At 58.5% G+C, this 18,454-nt stretch carries 17 protein-coding genes; 12 read left to right on the top strand and 5 right to left on the bottom strand.

The genetic code is table 11. From position 1 onward, the window contains the following. Positions 1 to 26: 26 nt before the first annotated feature. The 3 genes from CMN55_RS09430 (at position 27) to CMN55_RS09440 (ending at position 3,265) form a co-directional block, all read left to right on the top strand. Complete coding sequence (locus tag CMN55_RS09430; protein WP_293949539.1) at positions 27 to 611, top strand: BON domain-containing protein; 585 nt, start codon at positions 27 to 29, stop codon at positions 609 to 611. Between the two features lie 85 nt (positions 612 to 696). Continuing rightward, complete coding sequence (gshB, locus tag CMN55_RS09435; protein WP_293949540.1) at positions 697 to 1,653, top strand: glutathione synthase; 957 nt, start codon at positions 697 to 699, stop codon at positions 1,651 to 1,653. An 88-nt stretch (positions 1,654 to 1,741) separates the two neighbouring features. Further along, complete coding sequence (locus CMN55_RS09440) at positions 1,742 to 3,265, top strand: YifB family Mg chelatase-like AAA ATPase (protein ID WP_293949541.1); 1,524 nt, start codon at positions 1,742 to 1,744, stop codon at positions 3,263 to 3,265. 12 nt (positions 3,266 to 3,277) lie between these two features. Here CMN55_RS09440 and CMN55_RS09445 read toward each other — a convergent pair whose 3' ends face one another. Beyond that, complete coding sequence (locus tag CMN55_RS09445) at positions 3,278 to 4,060, bottom strand: tetratricopeptide repeat protein (protein WP_293949542.1); 783 nt, start codon at positions 4,058 to 4,060, stop codon at positions 3,278 to 3,280. A 71-nt stretch (positions 4,061 to 4,131) separates the two neighbouring features. Here CMN55_RS09445 and CMN55_RS09450 point away from each other — a divergent pair, with 71 nt between their 5' ends. From CMN55_RS09450 to CMN55_RS09465, 4 genes are read left to right on the top strand one after another with little or no spacing between them, the layout of a single operon-like run. Next, positions 4,132 to 4,863, top strand: a complete 732-nt coding sequence (locus CMN55_RS09450; RefSeq protein ID WP_293949543.1) for a hypothetical protein — start codon at positions 4,132 to 4,134, stop codon at positions 4,861 to 4,863. Next, positions 4,856 to 5,731, top strand: coding sequence for an SDR family oxidoreductase (locus tag CMN55_RS09455; RefSeq protein WP_293949544.1), 876 nt, complete (start codon positions 4,856 to 4,858; stop codon positions 5,729 to 5,731). The genes CMN55_RS09450 and CMN55_RS09455 overlap by 8 nt, the downstream gene beginning before the upstream one ends. A 41-nt stretch (positions 5,732 to 5,772) precedes the next feature. Beyond that, positions 5,773 to 6,357, top strand: a complete 585-nt coding sequence (locus CMN55_RS09460; RefSeq protein ID WP_293949545.1) for a TetR/AcrR family transcriptional regulator — start codon at positions 5,773 to 5,775, stop codon at positions 6,355 to 6,357. After that, entirely contained in the window at positions 6,354 to 6,668 is a 315-nt protein-coding gene (locus tag CMN55_RS09465; protein WP_293949546.1) for a hypothetical protein, read from the top strand. The genes CMN55_RS09460 and CMN55_RS09465 overlap by 4 nt, the downstream gene beginning before the upstream one ends. On the opposite strand, the gene CMN55_RS09470 is transcribed toward CMN55_RS09465, so the two are convergent. Beyond that, a complete protein-coding gene (locus CMN55_RS09470; protein ID WP_293949547.1) occupies positions 6,663 to 7,220 on the bottom strand; it encodes a TlpA family protein disulfide reductase in 558 nt (185 codons plus the stop codon). The two genes, CMN55_RS09465 and CMN55_RS09470, sit on opposite strands and share 6 nt — an antisense overlap. A 54-nt stretch (positions 7,221 to 7,274) precedes the next feature. Here CMN55_RS09470 and argH point away from each other — a divergent pair, with 54 nt between their 5' ends. From argH to CMN55_RS09495, 4 genes are all read left to right on the top strand, one after another. Then, on the top strand, positions 7,275 to 8,675 hold the full coding sequence (argH, locus tag CMN55_RS09475) for an argininosuccinate lyase (protein ID WP_293949548.1): 1,401 nt from the start codon (positions 7,275 to 7,277) through the stop codon (positions 8,673 to 8,675). A gap of 143 nt (positions 8,676 to 8,818) precedes the next feature. Continuing rightward, a complete protein-coding gene (gene lysA / locus CMN55_RS09485; RefSeq protein ID WP_293949550.1) occupies positions 8,819 to 10,096 on the top strand; it encodes a diaminopimelate decarboxylase in 1,278 nt (425 codons plus the stop codon). Then, complete coding sequence (locus tag CMN55_RS09490; protein ID WP_293949551.1) at positions 10,097 to 12,589, top strand: TIGR02302 family protein; 2,493 nt, start codon at positions 10,097 to 10,099, stop codon at positions 12,587 to 12,589. Between the two features lie 33 nt (positions 12,590 to 12,622). Then, positions 12,623 to 13,621: a glycosyl transferase family protein gene (locus CMN55_RS09495; RefSeq protein ID WP_293949552.1), complete on the top strand. Its 999-nt coding sequence runs from the start codon at positions 12,623 to 12,625 to the stop codon at positions 13,619 to 13,621. Positions 13,622 to 13,632: 11 nt separating this feature from the next. Here CMN55_RS09495 and CMN55_RS09500 read toward each other — a convergent pair whose 3' ends face one another. Then, on the bottom strand, positions 13,633 to 15,420 hold the full coding sequence (locus CMN55_RS09500; RefSeq protein ID WP_293949553.1) for an extracellular solute-binding protein: 1,788 nt from the start codon (positions 15,418 to 15,420) through the stop codon (positions 13,633 to 13,635). Positions 15,421 to 15,432: 12 nt separating this feature from the next. Continuing rightward, positions 15,433 to 16,914, bottom strand: coding sequence for a MocR-like pyridoxine biosynthesis transcription factor PdxR (pdxR, locus tag CMN55_RS09505; protein WP_293949554.1), 1,482 nt, complete (start codon positions 16,912 to 16,914; stop codon positions 15,433 to 15,435). 174 nt (positions 16,915 to 17,088) lie between these two features. Between pdxR and msrA the strand changes: the two genes are divergently transcribed. Then, positions 17,089 to 17,571: a peptide-methionine (S)-S-oxide reductase MsrA gene (msrA, locus tag CMN55_RS09510; RefSeq protein ID WP_293949555.1), complete on the top strand. Its 483-nt coding sequence runs from the start codon at positions 17,089 to 17,091 to the stop codon at positions 17,569 to 17,571. Positions 17,572 to 17,676: 105 nt separating this feature from the next. Here the strand turns inward: msrA and phaR are convergent, their stop codons facing one another. Next, positions 17,677 to 18,294 carry a polyhydroxyalkanoate synthesis repressor PhaR gene (gene phaR / locus CMN55_RS09515; RefSeq protein ID WP_293949556.1) on the bottom strand — a complete coding sequence of 206 codons (618 nt, stop codon included), beginning with the start codon at positions 18,292 to 18,294 and terminating at the stop codon, positions 17,677 to 17,679. Positions 18,295 to 18,454: the final 160 nt, after the last annotated feature.

Consider the following 18,454-nt stretch of genomic DNA (forward strand, 5'->3'; position numbering starts at 1 on the left):
GAACATCATGGTTAAAGGCGTGCCCAATGAAACTTGTTGCTTCTCTTCTCTTTGCCCTTTCATCCCTTTTTCTGCTAAGCGGTTGTACTCCGACGGTGATACTTGGCGGCGCGGCCATCGGCGGTGTTGCCGTCGCCGAAGAACGGTCCGTTGGCACCGTGGTGGATGACGCCACCATAAAGGTGCAGGTCATGAACGCAATTTTCCAGGAAAGCGAGCCTCTCTTTACCTCCACCTCCACCACGGTGATTGCAGGTACGGTTCTGGTGACGGGAGAGGTGCCAAACCCGGAAGACCGGGTGACCATCTCGCGGCTTATCTGGGGCGTCACGGGTGTCAAGGAAGTGCATAATGAAATAACCGTTGCGGGAAGTGAGAACAGTTCAAGCTTCGCCTCTGACAGCCTGATCACGACCAAACTGAAACTGCAGCTTCTGCGTGACCCGCAGGTTTACAACATCAACTATTCGGTCGAAACGGTGAATGCGACGGTCTATCTGATGGGGATTGCCCAGAATGAAGCGGAGCTGAACCGCGTCAAAGCACATGCCAAGGATATTTCAGGAGTTCGCAGCATCGTCAGCTATGTCAAAATGAAGTCCGATACATAACCTGCCTTGAACCGGCAGGGCGAGCAAGGTAGGCTCGCGCATCACAAAAAGCGGCGCATCACTTGAAATGAAAAGGTCGGGAATAATGAGTCTTGCCGTTGCCATCCAGATGGATCCCATTGAAAATATTGATATCAACGGGGACAGCAGTTTTGTCCTGGGTCTGGAAGCGCAGGCGCGCGGCCACGGCCTGTATCATTATGGGCCACAGGATATGTCCTTCTCGCAGGGGCGTCTTGTCGCGAATGCCCGGCCCATCACGCTCCGCCGCGAAAAGGGCAATCACTTCACGGCGGGCGCGGCGGAACGGATTGACCTTGCCACCATGGATGTGGTCCTGATGCGGCAGGATCCGCCCTTTGACATGTCCTACATTACCGCAACCCATTTGCTGGAGCATATCCATCCGCAAACGCTTGTTGTCAATGATCCGGTCAGCGTGCGCAATGCGCCGGAAAAACTGTTCGTCACCCATTTCGACGGGCTGATGCCGCCGACGCTGATCTCCTCCAATCTACAGGAAATCCGTGAATTCCGAGCGGAGTTTAAGGATATCATTGTCAAGCCGCTCTATGGCAACGGCGGTGCGGGCATTTTCCATATCAAGCCGGAAGACGAGAATCTGAGCGCGCTGTGCGAGATGTTCACCCAATTTTATCGTGAGCCGATGATCGTGCAGAAATATCTCCCCGAAGTGCGTCAGGGGGACAAGCGGATCATCCTGATCGATGGTGAGGCGGCGGGCGCCATCAACCGCGTGCCGCAACAGGGAGAAGTCCGTTCCAACATGCATGTGGGCGGGAAAGCGGTCAAATCGTCCCTGACAACGCGGGAAGAGGAGATTTGCCGTATTATTGGCCCGGCATTGAAGGAACAGGGGCTGATTTTCGTCGGTATTGATGTGATCGGTAACTATCTGACCGAGATTAACGTGACCTCTCCCACCGGTATTCAGGAAATCAACCGCTTCAACGATGCCAAGCTGGAAGCGCAGATCTGGGACTGCCTTGAAGAGAAGGTCGGGAATCGCGCGGTAGAATAGCCCTAACGGCTGTCAATTTTAACCATGAAGAATTTTTCTCTGCATGCTATCGTCATGCGGGTGGGGGAATATTCTTCAGAATTTTGACATGCAGGCAAGAATAAGAACGGTCGCCTTTCAGGGCCTTGAGGTGCGCGAGGTGGATGTGCAGGTGATGATGGCGTCCGGCCTGCCTGCCTTCACGATCGTTGGGCTTGCCGACAAATCCATTGCCGAAAGCCGGGAGCGGGTGCGCGCCGCGCTCACCTCCCTCGGGATCGGCCTGCCGCCGAAGCGCATCACCGTCAATCTGGCCCCGGCCGATCTGCCGAAGGAGGGCGCGCATTACGACCTGCCTATTGCGCTCGGCATTCTCGCGGCGATGGGCGTCCTGCCGGGGGAAGAGCTTGAAGAATACTATGTGATGGGGGAGCTGTCGCTGGACGGAAGCTGCAATCCGGTCTCAGGCGTTCTGCCCGCCGCCGTCGCCGCCGTGGGGGAGGGACGGAATATGATCTGCCCCGCGGCCTCCGGACCTGAGGCGGCCTGGGCGGGAGATCTTGAAATTCTGGCGCCGGAAAATCTGCTGGCGTTGATCAATCACTTCAAGGGGACCCAGGTTTTAAACCCGCCCCGGCATGGCGGCCTTCTGGAAGAAACACTGACCCTTCGTCTTGAGGATATCAAGGGGCAGGAGATGGCGAAGCGCGCCCTTGAAGTGGCGGCGGCAGGCGGACATAACCTGCTGATGTCGGGGCCGCCGGGCTCCGGGAAATCCATGCTGGCGGCGCGGCTGCCGGGCTTGCTGCCGCCGCTGGATGCGGCGGAGGCGCTGGAGGTCAATATGATCGCCAGCATCGCCGGTGAAATGCAGGAAGGGCGGCTCACGCGCCGCCGTCCCTTTCGCGATCCACATCATTCCACGTCGGTTGCGGCCATGGTGGGCGGCGGGCGCGGGGCAAAACCGGGGGAAGTCTCGCTCGCCCATCTCGGCGTGCTGTTCCTGGATGAGCTGCCCGAATTTAACCGGCAGGTTCTGGAAAGCCTGCGTCAGCCGGTGGAAAGTGGCCGGGCTGTGGTGGCGCGCGCCAACCTGCATGTGACCTATCCGGCGCGCATGCAGTTTGTCGCGGCCATGAACCCCTGCCGCTGCGGCCATCTGGATGATGCGTCATTGGCCTGCTCTCGCGCGCCCAAATGCGCCATTGAATATCGCTCCCGCATTTCCGGGCCAATGCTGGATCGTATCGACATTCATGTGGATGTTCCGGCCGTTTCGGCGATGGATTTGACCTTGCCGCCGCCGAAGGAGACAACGGAAGTCGTCGCGGCGCGCATCCTGCGGGCGCGGGAGATACAAAGGCGGCGCTATGCCGATCTCGATCATCCAACGACAATTCGCACCAATGCGGATGCGGAAGGAGAGATACTCGAGCGGTTTGTAACGCTCGACGCCTCCGCCACGGCGCTGCTTCAGGACGCGATTGGCAAGCTGAAACTCTCCGCGCGCGGCTATCACCGTGTTTTGAAGGTCGCCCGCACGCTTGCCGATCTCGCAGAAAGCGAGACTGTCCACCGCCTGCATATTGCCGAGGCGCTGGAATATCGCCGCCGCCTCGTTATGGCGGGGTAGCGCCCGGATAGGTTACTTGTCCTTGTTGACGTCGATTTCTTCGAGCAGGCGGCGGGCTTCGTCTCCCGCGGGGGTGTTGCTGGCCAGTTCCAGCACGCGCAGCCAGTCCTGCCGCGCCGCATCCGTATCTCCCTTGCGCGAGAGCAGGACGCCCCGTTCGTTCAGGGCTTCGGGCAGATCGGGGTTGAGCGAGAGGGCAAGTTCGATATCCTCAAGCGCCCGCGTCTCATCACCCAGATGACGCCGCGCGGCGGCGCGAAATGTCAGGGCATCGGCGCGCGTCGGGTCGGCTCTGAGGGCGAGGTCGAGATCATCAAACGCCGCCTGATAATCGGCGATTTGTGCATATATCCGGCTGCGATCAATGAGGAGATCGACATTGCCGGGTTCGATTTTAAGCCCGGCCGTGGCGGCCGCAATGGCGCGGTCATATTCCTCCCCCAGCAGCCAGGCATTTGCCGTCTGGGTGAGGACGGTTACCAGCAGGGGGGAGCCCGCATTTCGCATATCCTCCGCCAGTTCCTCCAGCGTCAGGGCGGCGTGATCATACTTCTTCATGGCGACAAGGGCGAGCGCAACGCAATGCCGGGCGGGAAATCCGCCGCCCGCATCCCGCCAGGCGAGGGCCGATTCAAACGCCTTTTCCGGCTCTCGCCGGGTCAGGATCAGGCAGGCTTCATATTCATTTGCCTGTGATCGTGTCTGTGCGGAACTGACCGGAGGCAGGGCCGGTAAAACCCCGATGAAAGTGAGGCAGGCAAGTGCAGGAAGAAGGAAAGGGGTTTTCGTAACCATAAAATGCCTTAAATTGGTCGTTATTCGGCTCTACATGCCGAAAACACATTGAATATATTGGGAGTTCTATCATGAACAGACTGGTCCTCGCCACCGTTGCTTTCCTTGCCGTCGCGCCTGCGGCTGCATCTGCACAGATGCCCCATCCATCCGTCATGCAGGATCAGGTTGTTCTCAACCTGACGAGCGAGGGCTGGGTCAAGACAGATACGGCGCGGGTTTCCGTTCTTGTTGAGCTGGTGCAGCAGGAGGAAAGCGCCGAAGAGCTTAAAAAGCAGATTGACGCCTCGCTTCTCTCGCTGGCAAAGGATGTGGACTGGCGCATTACCTCGTCCCGTCAGCAGCTTGACCAGACCGGTCTCAACCGCTGGTATGTAACGGCGGAGGCGCGCATTCCGGAGGCGGGCATTGACGGGCTTCAGGATCGCGCCAAGGAAAGCAGCAAGCCCGGCTACAAGGTGTCGGTTTCCGATGTCGATTTTACCCCGTCGCTGGAAGAGTTTGAAAAACTGTATGCCGATTTGCGGGAAAAGGTCTATCAGCAGGCTCTTGATGAGGTGGAACGCCTCAACAAAGTCATGCCGGGCGCCGATTATCATGTGAAGAAGGTTGATTTTATTCAGCTTGTGCCGGTTCAGGGCCGTAATTACGACATGGCGCAGCCGATGATGAAAACCGCGATGGCGTCCGAAGCATCCGGGGGGGGGTCGGGTGGCGCGGAGCTGCTGGTTTCGGTAAAGCAATCGGTTTCCGCCCGTATCATCCTTGGTCGTGCGGATACGCCTGCCCAGCCAAATGAATAACCGGGGAAAACATCTTTTCTGTTTTGGCCTCGGTTTTACGGGGCGGCAGATTGCGGCGGATCATCCAGCCTTGCGGGTGAGCGGCACCAGCCGCTCTCCGGCGGGCAAGGCGACGGCGGACGGCTTGCCGCTCTATCCCTTCCAGCGCGATGCGGGGATTGACGGTTTTGCGGATCTTGCGGCGGATGTCACCCATATTCTGCTCTCCATTCCGCCCGACGCGGAGGGGGATCCGGTCTTTGATACGATGGTGGAGGAAATTCTTCGCCTGCCGAAGCTGGAATGGGTGGGATATCTGTCCACAACGGGGGTTTATGGCAATCTCGATGGCGGTTGGGTGGATGAAACCAGCCCCTGTAACCCCTCGGGGGTGCGGGGGCTTCGCCGGATGCGGGCGGAACAGGCCTGGCGCGGCCTTTATGAAAAGTCGGGCCTGCCGGTGCATATCTTCCGCCTTCCCGGCATATATGGGCCGGGCCGCAATCAGCTTGTCTCCCTGAAGGCGGGCAAGGCGCGGCGGATCAACAAGCCGGGGCAGGTGTTTTCACGCATCCATGTTGCCGATCTGGCCGCCATCCTTGTCGCCTCCATGAACAGGCCGAACTCTGGCGCCGTCTATAATGTTGCGGATGATGAACCCGCGCCGCCGCAGGATGTGGTTGCTTACGCGGCGGACCTTCTCAAGATGCCGCCGCCGCCGCTGATTGATTTCGACGCGGCGGACCTCACGCCCATGGCGCGGAGTTTTTATGACGACAGCAAGCGCATCAGCAATGTAAAAATCAAGTCAGAGCTTGGGATTTCCCTGCAATACCCTACTTATAGAGAGGGTCTGGCGGCTTTGCTTCCGGCTGAAATGGGTATATAACCGTTTACAGAAGGGCGAAGATGAGCCCGATGGATCGGTAAATGGCACGAACAAAATGCTTTAATCGGGAAGAAGCGCTGGAGAAAGCCATGAAGGCTTTCTGGGCGAAGGGCTATGAAGCGACCTCGGTCCAGGATCTGGTTGACTGCATGGGCATTAACCGGGGCAGTCTTTATGACACCTTTGGCGATAAGCGCCGTCTGTTTCTGGAAGCGCTGGACCAATATGGTACCGGGGCCATCCTGCGTACCGACAGCCTGCGCCGCGACGGCAACCCGCGCGAGATGCTGACCGAATTTCTTTATGTTTTCATGCAGAAGCAGGTGACCGATCCGAAACGGCGCGGCTGTTTCATGACCAATGCGGCGGTTGAGCTGTGCTCCCGCGATGATGAATGCGCGGAACGTGTGCGCGATTTTTTCGATGAACTTGAAACCATTCTGGGCGAACTCATCGCCCGCGGCCAGGCGGAGGGCGAGTTCAAATCGCGGCAGAAGCCGGCCGATCTCGCCGCTTATTTCGTCTGCGTCATGCAGGGCCTGCGCGTCATTGGCAAGGTAACACCGGAGGAAGAGGTGCTGCGTCCCATGGTGGATATGGCGCTGAGGGTTCTGGATCAGGAATGACGGACTACAGCGTCAGCCTTTGGTCTGCCGTGTTTCAGGCGGTATCTTTTCTGTGCCTGATGGCCATTCCCTGGACGGATGGCCGGACACGCATTGCCGTCGCCATTATTGGCACAATCGGTATTGCCACAATTCTGGCCTTTCAGATTTACGTGGCCGTTCAGCAGGATGATATGGGGCTGGGCATTGACCTGACGCTGATGACCCTCGTTAATGTGATTTTCTATGTAGCACTGAGCTGGGGCGTGGAGCGGTTGTTCCGGCTTTACCTGCTGAAACGCCGCAAGGGGCGGGGCGAGCCGCCCCTATGATCCTGTCATATAATATTTGATCAGGGCCTTGGCTTCGAGGGAATCCCACTCCGCCGGACCGACAAGACGGCCCACTTCCTTGCCTTCTGCGTTCAGGATCAGGGTGGAGGGGAGGCCGAAGGCGCCCGCGCTGCGGCTTGACTGGCTGGATTTGTCATTGATCGGGGCGAGATGGCGGATTTCGTATTTTTCGAAGAATTGCGTGACTTTTTCCATGCCCTGAAGGTCCTGTCCGACCGCGAGGACGACAAAATCATCCCCGCCAAGTTCCGCCTGCAAGCGGTCGAGGCTTGGCATTTCCTCGCGGCAGGGGCCGCACCATGTCGCCCAGAAATTCACAAGAACGACCTTGCCCTGATAATCGGACAGCTTTTCTTCTTCCCCTCGCGCATTCAGGAAGGTGAAATCCTTGACCGGGCGCGGCGCGTCATAGGGGGCGAACTTCGCCATATCGCCGGTCAGCAACGCGCTCAGATTTTCGGAGAAAGCAGTTGATGTTGTTGCACCAAGCCCTGTAAATGTAAGCAGCAACAGCAGGCTTATGAATTTCATCGGTCTGGTTATCATGATCAATAAACGTCCAATAGTTACAAAGTGAGCCCGAAAATGAGCGCAAATGAGCTTTGGGGTGGCAGGTTCGCCAAAGGCCCCGCCGAAATCATGGAACGGATCAATGCCTCCATTGACTTTGACCGCCGGCTCTATGCCCAGGATATAGCGGGTTCCATGGCGCATTCCAGCATGTTGATGGATTGCAATATCATTTCGCGCGCCGATGGGGAAAAAATTCAGGAAGGGTTGCAGACAATTCTTCGTGAGATCGAGGCCGGCAATTTCAAAACCGATCGGGCGCTTGAAGATATCCATATGCATGTGGAGGCGCGCCTTCGCGAGCTGATCGGCGATGCGGCCGGGCGCCTTCACACGGCACGGTCGCGTAATGATCAGGTGGCGACGGATTTCAAGCTCTGGGTGCGTGACACGATGGACCATCTGGACGGGGAGCTGGCGGATCTGCAGGACGCCCTCCTCGATCAGGCGGAGGCCGAAGCGGAGACCGTCATGCCGGGTTTCACCCATCTGCAGGCGGCGCAGCCGGTGACCTTCGGCCATCATATGCTGGCCTATGTGGAAATGTTCGCGCGCGATCGCGGACGACTTAAGGATGCGCGGGCGCGCCTCAATGAAAGTCCGCTCGGCTCCGCCGCGCTTGCGGGCACATCTTTTCCCATCAACCGGGAACAGACGGCAAAGGCGCTCGGCTTTGACCGGCCGACGGCCAATTCGCTGGACGGGGTGTCGGACCGGGACTTTGCGCTGGAATTTTTGGGCTTCGCCTCCATCTGCTCCATGCATCTGTCGCGGCTGGCCGAGGAAATTGTCATCTGGTCGAGCGCGCAGTTCCGTTTCGTAGAATGCTCCGACAGCTTCTCGACCGGTTCCTCCATCATGCCGCAGAAGAAAAACCCGGATGCGGCGGAGTTGATCCGCGGTAAAGCGGGGCGCAGTGCGGGAGCCTTCACCTCGCTTCTCATGATGATGAAGGGCCTGCCCATGACCTATGGCAAGGACATGCAGGAGGATAAGGAACCGGTGTTCGATGCGGCCGACAATCTTCAGCTCTGCCTTGCCGCGATGAGCGGGATGATCCGTGACATCAAGGTCAATGGCGCGGTGATGACGGCGGCCTCCGGCGCCGGTTTCACCACGGCGACCGACCTTGCCGACTGGTTGGTGCAAAAGCTGAACATGCCGTTCCGGCAGGCGCATCATGTCACCGGCACTCTGGTGAAGATGGCGGAAAATAACGGCTGTGGGCTTGAAGATCTGCCGATTGCTGACATGCAATCCGTGGAAAGCGGCATCACGGAGGATATATATAAGGTGCTGGGCGTGCAGAATTCTGTGGCCAGCCGGGTGAGTTACGGCGGNACGGCACCTTCAAATGTGCGAGAGCAGGTTGCCCGCTGGCGCCANTTCCGGGCCGGAGAAGGAGAAANGAAATGANGCGGAAAATAACCTCCTTTCTGGTGATTGCGGTGGCGGCNCTCACGCTTGCNTCCTGCGGCGTGAAAAGCCCGCCCAAATATTCACCAAACGCGCCGACCAGCGAACAGAAGAAAAGCTGATCCTTTTCAGATGGGCAGATAATGGACCATTTTACCTATAAGAACGGCGAGCTGTACGCCGAAGAAGTTCCCCTTCGCCGCATTGCCGAAGAGGTGGGCACGCCCTTTTATTGCTATTCCNCCGCGACGCTGGAACGCCANTACAAGGTATTCTCCGGCGCGTTTGANGGCGCGAATGCGCTGGTCTGCTATGCGCTGAAAGCCAACTCCAATCAGGCCGTGATCCGCACCCTTGCCAGTCTTGGCTCTGGCGCTGATGTGGTCTCGGAAGGGGAGTTGCGCCGCGCGATCGAGGCGGGCATTCCGCCGGAAAAAATCGTCTTTTCCGGTGTCGGCAAAAAGCGGGAGGAAATGCGCTATGCGCTTGAGATGGGCATCCATCAGTTCAATGTGGAATCCGAGCCCGAAGTCCATCAGCTGAGCGAGGTCGCAAGCAGCATGGGCGTCCGGGCGCCGATCACCTTCCGGGTCAATCCGGATGTGGATGCAAAGACCCATGCGAAAATCTCCACCGGCAAGGCGGAGAACAAGTTCGGCGTGCCCTGGCAGGATGTATCGCGTATCTATGCCGAGGCGGCGGCGCTGCCCGGGATCGAGATCAAGGGCGTCGATGTGCATATCGGATCGCAGCTCACCGATCTGGAGCCTTATCGTAATGCTTTCAACCGCGTCGCGGAACTGGTGCAGCAGCTTCGCGCCGAGGGGCATGACATCAGCCGTGTCGATCTTGGCGGCGGCCTCGGCATTCCTTATGACGGGACTATTCCACCCTCGCCAACAGATTATGCCACGGTTGCGCTGGAGGCCATTGGCAATCTTGGCTGCCAGATCATTTTTGAGCCCGGCCGCCTGATTGTCGGTAATGCCGGGGTGCTGGTCTCAGAGGTAATTTTCGTGAAGCAGGCGACAGCGCGGAAATTCATCATTCTGGATGCCGCCATGAACGATCTGATCCGTCCGGCCATGTATGACGGCTATCATCATATTGATCCGGTTCGGGAGGACCAGAAAAAAGGGCCGTATGCGCCCGCCGATGTGGTTGGGCCGGTGTGTGAAACCGGCGATACCTTCGCCCGTGAACGGGAGATGCCCGAAGGGCTGGCGCAGGGCGACCTCGTTGCCTTTCGCAGCGCCGGCGCCTATGGCGCGGTGATGGCCTCCACCTATAACACCCGGCCGCTGGTGCCGGAGGTGCTGGTGAAAGGTGATCAATATGCGGTGATCAGGGCCCGGCCGAGCTTGGAAGAGATGCTCAAACTTGATATAATACCTTCCTGGCTGGACGGACATCGAGGATGAATGCAGCGCCGCAATGACAGCGATCAAAGAGGATATGGATTAGGGTTTGAAATCCGCATTCTGCTGGCGAGGGCCAATCTCCTGCTGGAAGGGGTTTGGCGCGAGGGACGGCTGTTTTTCTGTGTCATCGGGTTGTTTATTGGCCTGTCTCTCCTGAATCTCTGGTCTGTTGTTCCCTCCTGGCTGCATATTCTTTCTCTGGTTCTTTTTGCCGTCGCCGCTATTTATGGTCTTTACCGGGCGGTGCGGAATTTTCGCCTGCCTGACCGCGCCCGCGCCCTTGCCTATCTGGAGCGGCGCAATACGCTGGCCCACCGTCCCTTGCGGTCCCTTGGCGCGCGATCAGAGGCGGAGGCCACCCGGGATTCGTCATCGGGACGGCTTTGGCGGCTTTATCAACGGTCCCTCCGCCGCCATGTCAACGGCCTCAAGGTGGGTCTGCCAAGCCTCGATATGGGCGCAGGAGACGGATATGGTGTTCGCGCGCTCGTCATTCTGCTGCTGGTGGCGGCGGGGATCATTGCGGGCCCGCGGGCGGGTGAGCGTCTGTATGCCGCCCTGACGCCCGGCATTGGAAGTCCCGCCGCTCCGGCGGACGTGACGGCCTGGATCACGCCGCCCGCCTACACGGGGCAGGCCCCCATCCTTCTGCCGGTAACGGGAGAGGATAAGGGGNCGCCAAAAACCTTTGTTGTGCCGACAAACAGCAATTTTATTGCCCATATTTTTGGNGGNGGNTCCGGTATACCGGTNCTGGTGACGGATGATCTGCGGCAGGANTTTATTGCCGTTGANGGGCGGAATTTCCAGATCGAGACCGACTTTGACAGCAGCCGAAACGTCAAGATCGAGAAGGAGGGNGAGACGGTCGCCAACTGGCAGGTAACGGTCATCCCGGATGANGCGCCGACGGTCGAGCTGATATCGGAACCGGAGGTGACGGAGCGNTCCGCCTTCCGGCTGCAATACAGGGCGGCCGATGACTATGGCGTCNTNCGTATCGGCGGCGAGATTNCGCGNGAAAATACCGATGAAATCATGGATATTGCCNTGCCGACGCCGGGCCGCGGATCGAAACAGGTGGTTTCCAAAAGCTATCACGATCTGACGGCGCATCCCTGGGCGGGACTTNCCGTTACCCTCCGTCTCTATGCCGAGGATCAGACCGGCCAGCGCGGATATTCGGACGCNCANAATTTTACGCTGCCGGAGCGGACTTTCACGCATCCGGTCGCCAAGGTGCTGATCGAACAAAGGAAATATCTCGCGACGGATGCGGAGGGAAACCGGNATAANGCGGCGCTGGTGCTGGANACTCTGGCGGGCCTGCCGGAAAGCTACAGCCATGATACGACGGTGATGCTCTCGCTTACGNCNNCGCGGGCGATCCTGAGAAATGGGNNNGGACAGAAATCCATTGATGANGCCTCCGATATNCTCTGGGAGACGGCATTGCGGCTTGAAAATGGCAGCCTGTCACTCGCCGAGGCGGCCTTGCGNGCGGCGCAGGAAGCCCTGATGGAGGCGCTTAACCGNNANGCCAGCGATGANGAAATCGCCCGGCTTGTCGATGAGCTNCGNAAAGCNATGGAGAATTTCCTGAGCGCCCTNGCCGAGCAGCAACCGATGGACAATCAACCACCGATTGATCCCAACAGCCGGGATCAGATTGTCCGCTCGCAGGATTTGCAGCAGATGCTGGACCGGATTGAGCAATTTGCCCGCGGCGGGGCGAAAGATGCGGCGCGGGAATTGTTGAGCCAGCTACAGGACATGATGGAAAATCTGCAGACCGCCCGTCCGCAGGCGCCATCCGATGGCCAGCAGGCACAGCAGGAAATGCTCAATGAACTGGGCGAGATGATGCGCCGACAGCAGGAATTGCTGGATCAGACATTCCGGGAGCAGCAGGGGCAGCGCCTGCAACCCAATCAGCCAGGACAGCCGGGCCAGCAAGGACAACAGCCGCAGAATGGTCAGCCGGGCCAGCAACCGGGGCAGCAGGGAAATATGCAGGGCCTGGCCGAACAGCAGGAAGCCCTGCGCCGGATGCTGGGGGATCTGATGGGACGGCTGGGAGAGCAGGGAGATATTCCGGATGCCCTTGGCCGGGCGGAGCGGTCGATGAATGAGGCGCGGCGCGCGTTGGAACAGGGGCAGGGCCGCCCGGCGATTGAGCAGGAAGGCAATGCACTTGAAAATCTCCGTCAGGGCTCACAGGACCTTGCCGAGCAGATCGCTGAGAGCGGCGAAGGTCAGGGGCCGCAGCAGGCGGGCCAAGGCCAGCCGGGTGAGGGGCGCGACCCCCTCGGCCGCTCGATCGAGGAAGAAGGCAGCCAGGGGAATGTGTCTGACAGCGCCACCATGCGCGGGGAGACGGAAGCCTTCAGCAAAAGCCGGGATATCCGCAATGAATTGCAGCGGCGGCTGTCCGATCCGGCGCGTCCGGTGATCGAAAAGGACTATTTGCGCCGGTTGCTGGACATTTTTTAGGACGGGCGGAAAAATCCTGTTACAGTCCCGCCCATGACAGCAGATCATCCCTTTGCCCAATATCTGAGAGCCCTCGGCAAGGGCCCGAAAATGTGGCGTGACCTCAGCTTCGAGGAAGCCTTTGACGCCATGGACATGGTGCTTGGCGACCGGGTTGATCCATTGCAGCTGGGCGCCTTTCTGCTGCTGCTGCGCCGCAAGGGGGAGACCGGGGAAGAGTTTGCTGGCATGGTCGCGGCGGCGCGGGCGCATTTTCTGGAACAGGGGGTCGCGGCGGCCGTTGATTTCGACTGGCCTTCCTATGCGGACCGTCATCGCCAGCAGCCATGGTTCATCCTTGCCGCGATTCTGCTCGCCGATCAGGGGTTTCGCGTGCTGATGCATGGCATCGCGGGGTTTTCCGAAAATTACGCGCCAACGCGGCCGGGAATTGAGCTGTTTCACGTGAAACAGGCGCATTCCCTCTCCGATGCCGCGGCTGGTCTTGAGGAGAGCAATCTCGTCTATCTCGGGCTTGAAAATTTCTGCCCCGCTGTGCAGACGCTGTTCGAGCTGCGGCCGATGCTGGGGGTGCGGACGGCGGTCAACACCTTCGCCCGGGATCTTAATCCGTTCCGCGCACCGTACCAGCTTCAGGGGGTGTTTCATCCGCCCTATAAGGCCCTGCATCTCGGCACGGCCATGGCACTGGGTCAGCCCAATACGGCCATCTTCAAGGGCGGTGGCGGAGAGGTGTTGCGCAATCCCATGAAACCGGCACTGGCAGATGCGCTTGTTGAGGGGGAGCATATCGTTCAGGAATGGCCCGCCCTGACGGAGGAGACGACCTACAAATGGCGGGAAGAGGATCTGTCGCCGATGCAGCTTCTCAAAATGTGGCAGGGAAAGCTGACATTGCCGGTGCCGGAGCTGGCGATTATCGGCACATTGGCCATCGCCCTTAAAATGGCGGAGCCGTCGCTTGATTTCCGCGCGGCGGATACCCGCGCCCGCGATATCTGGGAATGCCGCGATCGGGCGCGCTTTGGCTGACCGACCCTTCCTTACGGGGAGGCGTCATACCACCACAGATCGGCCGTCGTGCCCCAGAAAGACGGTGTCGGCGGCAGATGGATTTGCGGCCAGTGCGCCAGCCATAACCGGTCCGTGTAATAAAGCGGGACGGCGTAATATCCGAACAGCAGCACCCGATCAAGCGCCCTGACGGCAGTTTCAAGGGTTATCCGGTCCTGCGCCGTTGCAATCCGTTCGATCAACGCATCGACCGCCGCCAGATGGATGCCGGGATAGTTGCGGGTGCCGGGTGTCCTGGCGGCCTGACGGCTCCAGTAAAAGGCCTGCTCATTCCCCGGTGACAGGGATTGCCCCCAGTTATTGATGATCATATCGAAATCATAGTCATTGAGGCGGTTCTGATAGCTTGCCGTATCCACGGGCCGTATTTTGCTGTTGATCCCGAGGGTGTCGAGATGACGCTGAAAGGGTGTGATCAGGCGAACAAAGTCATTGTTATTAATAAGAAATTCAATTTCAAACGGTCGACCGTCCACGGTATTTACGAGTTGCCCTCCGCGAACTTCATAGCCCGCGTCGGACAGCAGTTCCTGGGCGATACGGAGGTTGTCGCGGGCCCGGCCACTGCCATCCGTTATCGGCAGGTGGAAGCTGTCGGTAAAGATTTCCGGTGGCAATTCATCTGCGAAGGGGATGAGCAGTTCCCGTTCCGCATCCTGGATGGGTCCTGTCGCGGCCAGCGGCGAATTTTCAAAAAAACTTTGCGTCCGCTTGTAAAGGCCGTGCAGGATATGGGCGTTCATCCATTCAAAATCGAAGGCGTAAGTCAGCGCCTTGCGGACACGGATGTCGCGGAATTTCTCAAGGCGTGTATTGAAAACGAGCGCCAGCATGGGTGCGGGAATGGAGAGGCGCGGTGTTGACTTGAGAAAGGGGGCTTTCTGCCCCGCCTGCCCATAGGCATTGGCCCATTTTCCGGCATCGGTTTCGAAGCGGGCATCTATCGTGCCCGCCTTGAACGCCTCAAGCGCGATATCGTCATCGCGGAAATAGTCATAGGTGAGTGTTTCGAAATTGAAACGTCCCTTATTCTGCGGCAGATGCCAGCCCCAGAAATTTTCATTGCGGCGATAGATGATCCGCCGCCCGGCATCGACTTTTTCGATCAGGTAGGGGCCGGAACCGATAAAAGGCGTGAGGGTGCTTCTCTCAAACTCCGTCGTCTTGAAGGCGGCCTTTGGCAGAACACTCATCATGCCCATGATCAGCGGCATTTCATATCGCCCCGCCTCTTCAAATGCGAAGCGGATCGCGGTGGGGGAGAGGATTTCCGCCTCCGTCACTTTTTTGTAGTAGCTCTGCACATTGGGGCGGCCCTTGTCCCGGAGGGTTTCAAACGAAAAGAGGACATCCTCGGCGGTGATGGGGGTTCCATCCGAAAACCGGGCGGCCGGATCGAGGTTGAAGGTGATCCAGCTTCTGTCAGGTGCCACCATAATGGTTCTGGCGATGTTGGCGTAAAGCGTAAAGGGCTCATCGCGAGAGCGTTCCAGCAGCGGTTGATAAACATTGGTGAGCCCATCGGGCGCAACCCCCTTCAGGATAAAGGGGTTGAGGCTGTCAAAACCGCCGATGGCGCCAAGACGCAGATGTCCGCCAACCGGTGCGTCGGGGTTGGCATAGTCGAAGTGGGAAAAGCCGGGCGGGTATTTCGGCTCGCCATGCATGGCAATGGCGTGCCTTTCCGCGGGCTCACCTGCCAGGGCGCCGGTTGTTGCCGTGAGCAGAAGGAAGAGTAAAAGATGGAAATACTTCATAAATATTCCTGGCTATGCCCTGTCTCGTATGATTGACGCGAGTCTGTCGACAAGGTCGGGCATGTCTTCCTCCCGTGTTCCCGCAAACCCGAGGATCAGGCCGGTCTGATCGGTCGGCAGGTTGTAAAAGCTCGACAGCGCCCGCACCAGCATCCCTTTTTCTGCCGCTGCCTGCTCAATCTCCCTATCACGGATATGCGGCGGCAGGAAGGCAACAAGATGCATTCCCGATTCCTGCGGCTCCACCCGAAGAAGATCGCCGAGCTTTTCCTGCAACAGGCGGACAAGTCGTGTCTGCCGGGCTTCATAAAGCTGGCGCGTGCGGCGGACATGGGAGGCGAGATAGCCATCATTGATAAAATCGGCGAGAGCTGCCTCCGGCACCGAAGGGGAATGGCTGTCGATGATCCGCCGGAGGGCCAGAAAAACATCAACCAGATCCTCCGGCACCACCATGTAGCCGACGCGCAGGCCCGAAAACATGATCTTGCTCATGGTGCCGACATAGAGCACGCGATTGTCGTCATCCAGCCCTTGTAGCGAGGTCAGTGGGCGTCCCGTATAGCGATATTCGCTGTCATAGTCATCTTCGAGGATAAAGCGCCCCGTCTCCTTCGCCCAGCGGAGCAGATCAAGCCGCCGGGCGAGGGACATGGTCTGGCCCAGCGGATATTGATGGGACGGAGAGATGCAGGCAAGCCGCGCGTCGGGGGCAAGCTGAAGCGCGGTTTCAAGTGAAAAGCCTTCCGCATCCACGGGCACGGAAACCGGCGTCGCCCCGGCGGAGAGAATGGAATCACGAAAGCCGGGATATCCCGGTTCTTCCATCCAGATGGCATCGCCCGGTTCAGCAAAAGCGCGGACCACCAGATGGATCGCCTGCTGCGAGCCGGACAGGACAATCACCTGATCGGCGTGGCAGCGCACGGCCCGCGTCTGCCCGAGATAGGCGGCGATTGCCTCCCTCAGAGCTTTGGTGCCGCCAATCGGATTATCGACCAGGGCTTCCCGGCTGGGACGGCGCCAGTGACGGGCCAGCAGGCGCGCCCAGTCATCAAAGGGGAAAACCTCCAGCGCGGGCAGGCCGGGCGAAAAGGGCAGGCTCCGCACCGCGGGCTTGATCGGTCTGCCCCGATAGGGGGCGGCCATTCTGGAACGATAGACATCCCGCGGCGCGGTGCGGCGTTTGTCGCCCTCCCGTTTTCTTTGCAGCAGATCATCGGGCAGCTCATCGGAGACATAGGAGCCCGCGCCGATGCGGCTCGCAAGATACCCCTCGGCGGTGAGCTGATCATAGACGCCCAGCACGGTGTTGCGGGAGATGCCAAGATCAGCCGCGAGTGCCCGACTGGAGGGAAGACGCACGCCCGGCTTCAGGCGGCCTTCCAGAATGGCCTGACGCAGGGCGAGGAAAAGCTGCTGATGCAGGGTCATCCCGCTGTTCGCATCGAGGGTCAGCGTGCTTAGCTGTGCATTTTTGATCCGGTTGGGCATGAAATAGGCTAACTGGCTCTGTAAAGATTGTTATAATACATAAAATAACAGGGCCAATGATACGAATTTATGCTGTCAGGCAAGATTACCATCACCTTTTCCGGAGCCTTGTTGTAATCTTCAGGAAAAGCACAAAATAACCAGTATCATTGATCTTCAGTCAAGGAGATGAAAATGTCGGCTACAACGGAAATTGCCTATTTTGCAGCGGGGTGCTTCTGGGGTGTGGAGGCCGCATTCCGGCAGGTGAAGGGCGTCAAGGAAACAGTTGTCGGTTATCAGGGCGGCATTACTGCCAATCCGAACTATGAAGATGTCTGCACGGGGCAAACGCAGCATGCGGAGGTGGTGCGGGTCACCTTTGATCCCGATCAGGTCAGCTATGCGGATCTTCTGGATGTCTTTTGGGCGAACCATGATCCGACAACGCTGAACCGGCAGGGCCCGGATATCGGCACCCAGTATCGCAGTGCCGTCTTTTATCGCGATGAGGGACAGCAAAAAATTGCCGAAACCGCGAAAGCGGCCTTGGAAAAAAGCGGTCATTTTCGCCGCCCGATCGTGACCGAGGTTTCCCCGGCGCTCGATTTCTACCCGGCGGAAGATTATCATCAGCAATATCTGGAAAAGCGCGGGCTTGCGACCTGTCACATCTGACGGCGCCTGGACTTCTTCCCGTTAAAACGCTGTAAATAAAACGAGGCCGGACTTCATTCCGGCCTCTGCTGTTTTTCTGATGATGCCAGGCGCGGAAGACGGGGCCTACTTTTTGCTCATTTCGTCGATGCGCTTCTGCATGCTTTGCAGCTGTTCCCGCAATTCCCGCATCATCTCGGCGGTCTGATCGGACGCTTCGCCCTTTTCGCTCGCCGCGGCCGGTTTCACGCGATCAGCGTCACTTTCCGTCCCGGCAAAGAAGGAGGGCGGAGAGAACATGCGGACGGCCTGGCTGAACATTTCCATGTTCTTGCGGCCCATTTCCTCAAACTGCTTGAACATCGGGTTCGCGGTGAGGTTTTCGGGCAGCAGGTCGCGCATCTTGTCCTGATTGTCGGCAAAGGACCGCATGGACATTTCCAGATAGTCCGGCACCACCGTTTGCAGCCGGTCCCCATAAAAGCCGATGAGCTGGCGGAGAAAGCTGATCGGTAGAAGATTCTGTCCCTTGGCTTCTTCCTCGAAGATGATCTGGGTCAGTACCGAGCGCGTGATATCTTCGTTCGTCTTGGCGTCATAAACGACAAATTCGGTTCCATCCTTGACCATCCGGCTCAGATGATCGAGCGTGACGTAAGACGACGTGGCCGTATTATACAGCCTGCGATTTGCATATTTCTTTATGACAACAGGTTTTTTGTCATCCGTCGTTTTTTCAACCACAATGTCTCCTTACCTGATTGTAAGAGATTTGATTTGGCATTTTCGCCTGTAATTGTTGCGCCGCGCAAGTTTATTGTGCAATGCCGTTCCAAAAAATGCACTTTATTATCGAAATAAGTGTCCTGACCTGGTGGCATCCAAGGCCATGACCCTATATGAT

Origin of the sequence: Sneathiella sp. (assembly GCF_002694385.1) — a bacterium.
Lineage (GTDB): Bacteria > Pseudomonadota > Alphaproteobacteria > Sneathiellales > Sneathiellaceae > Sneathiella.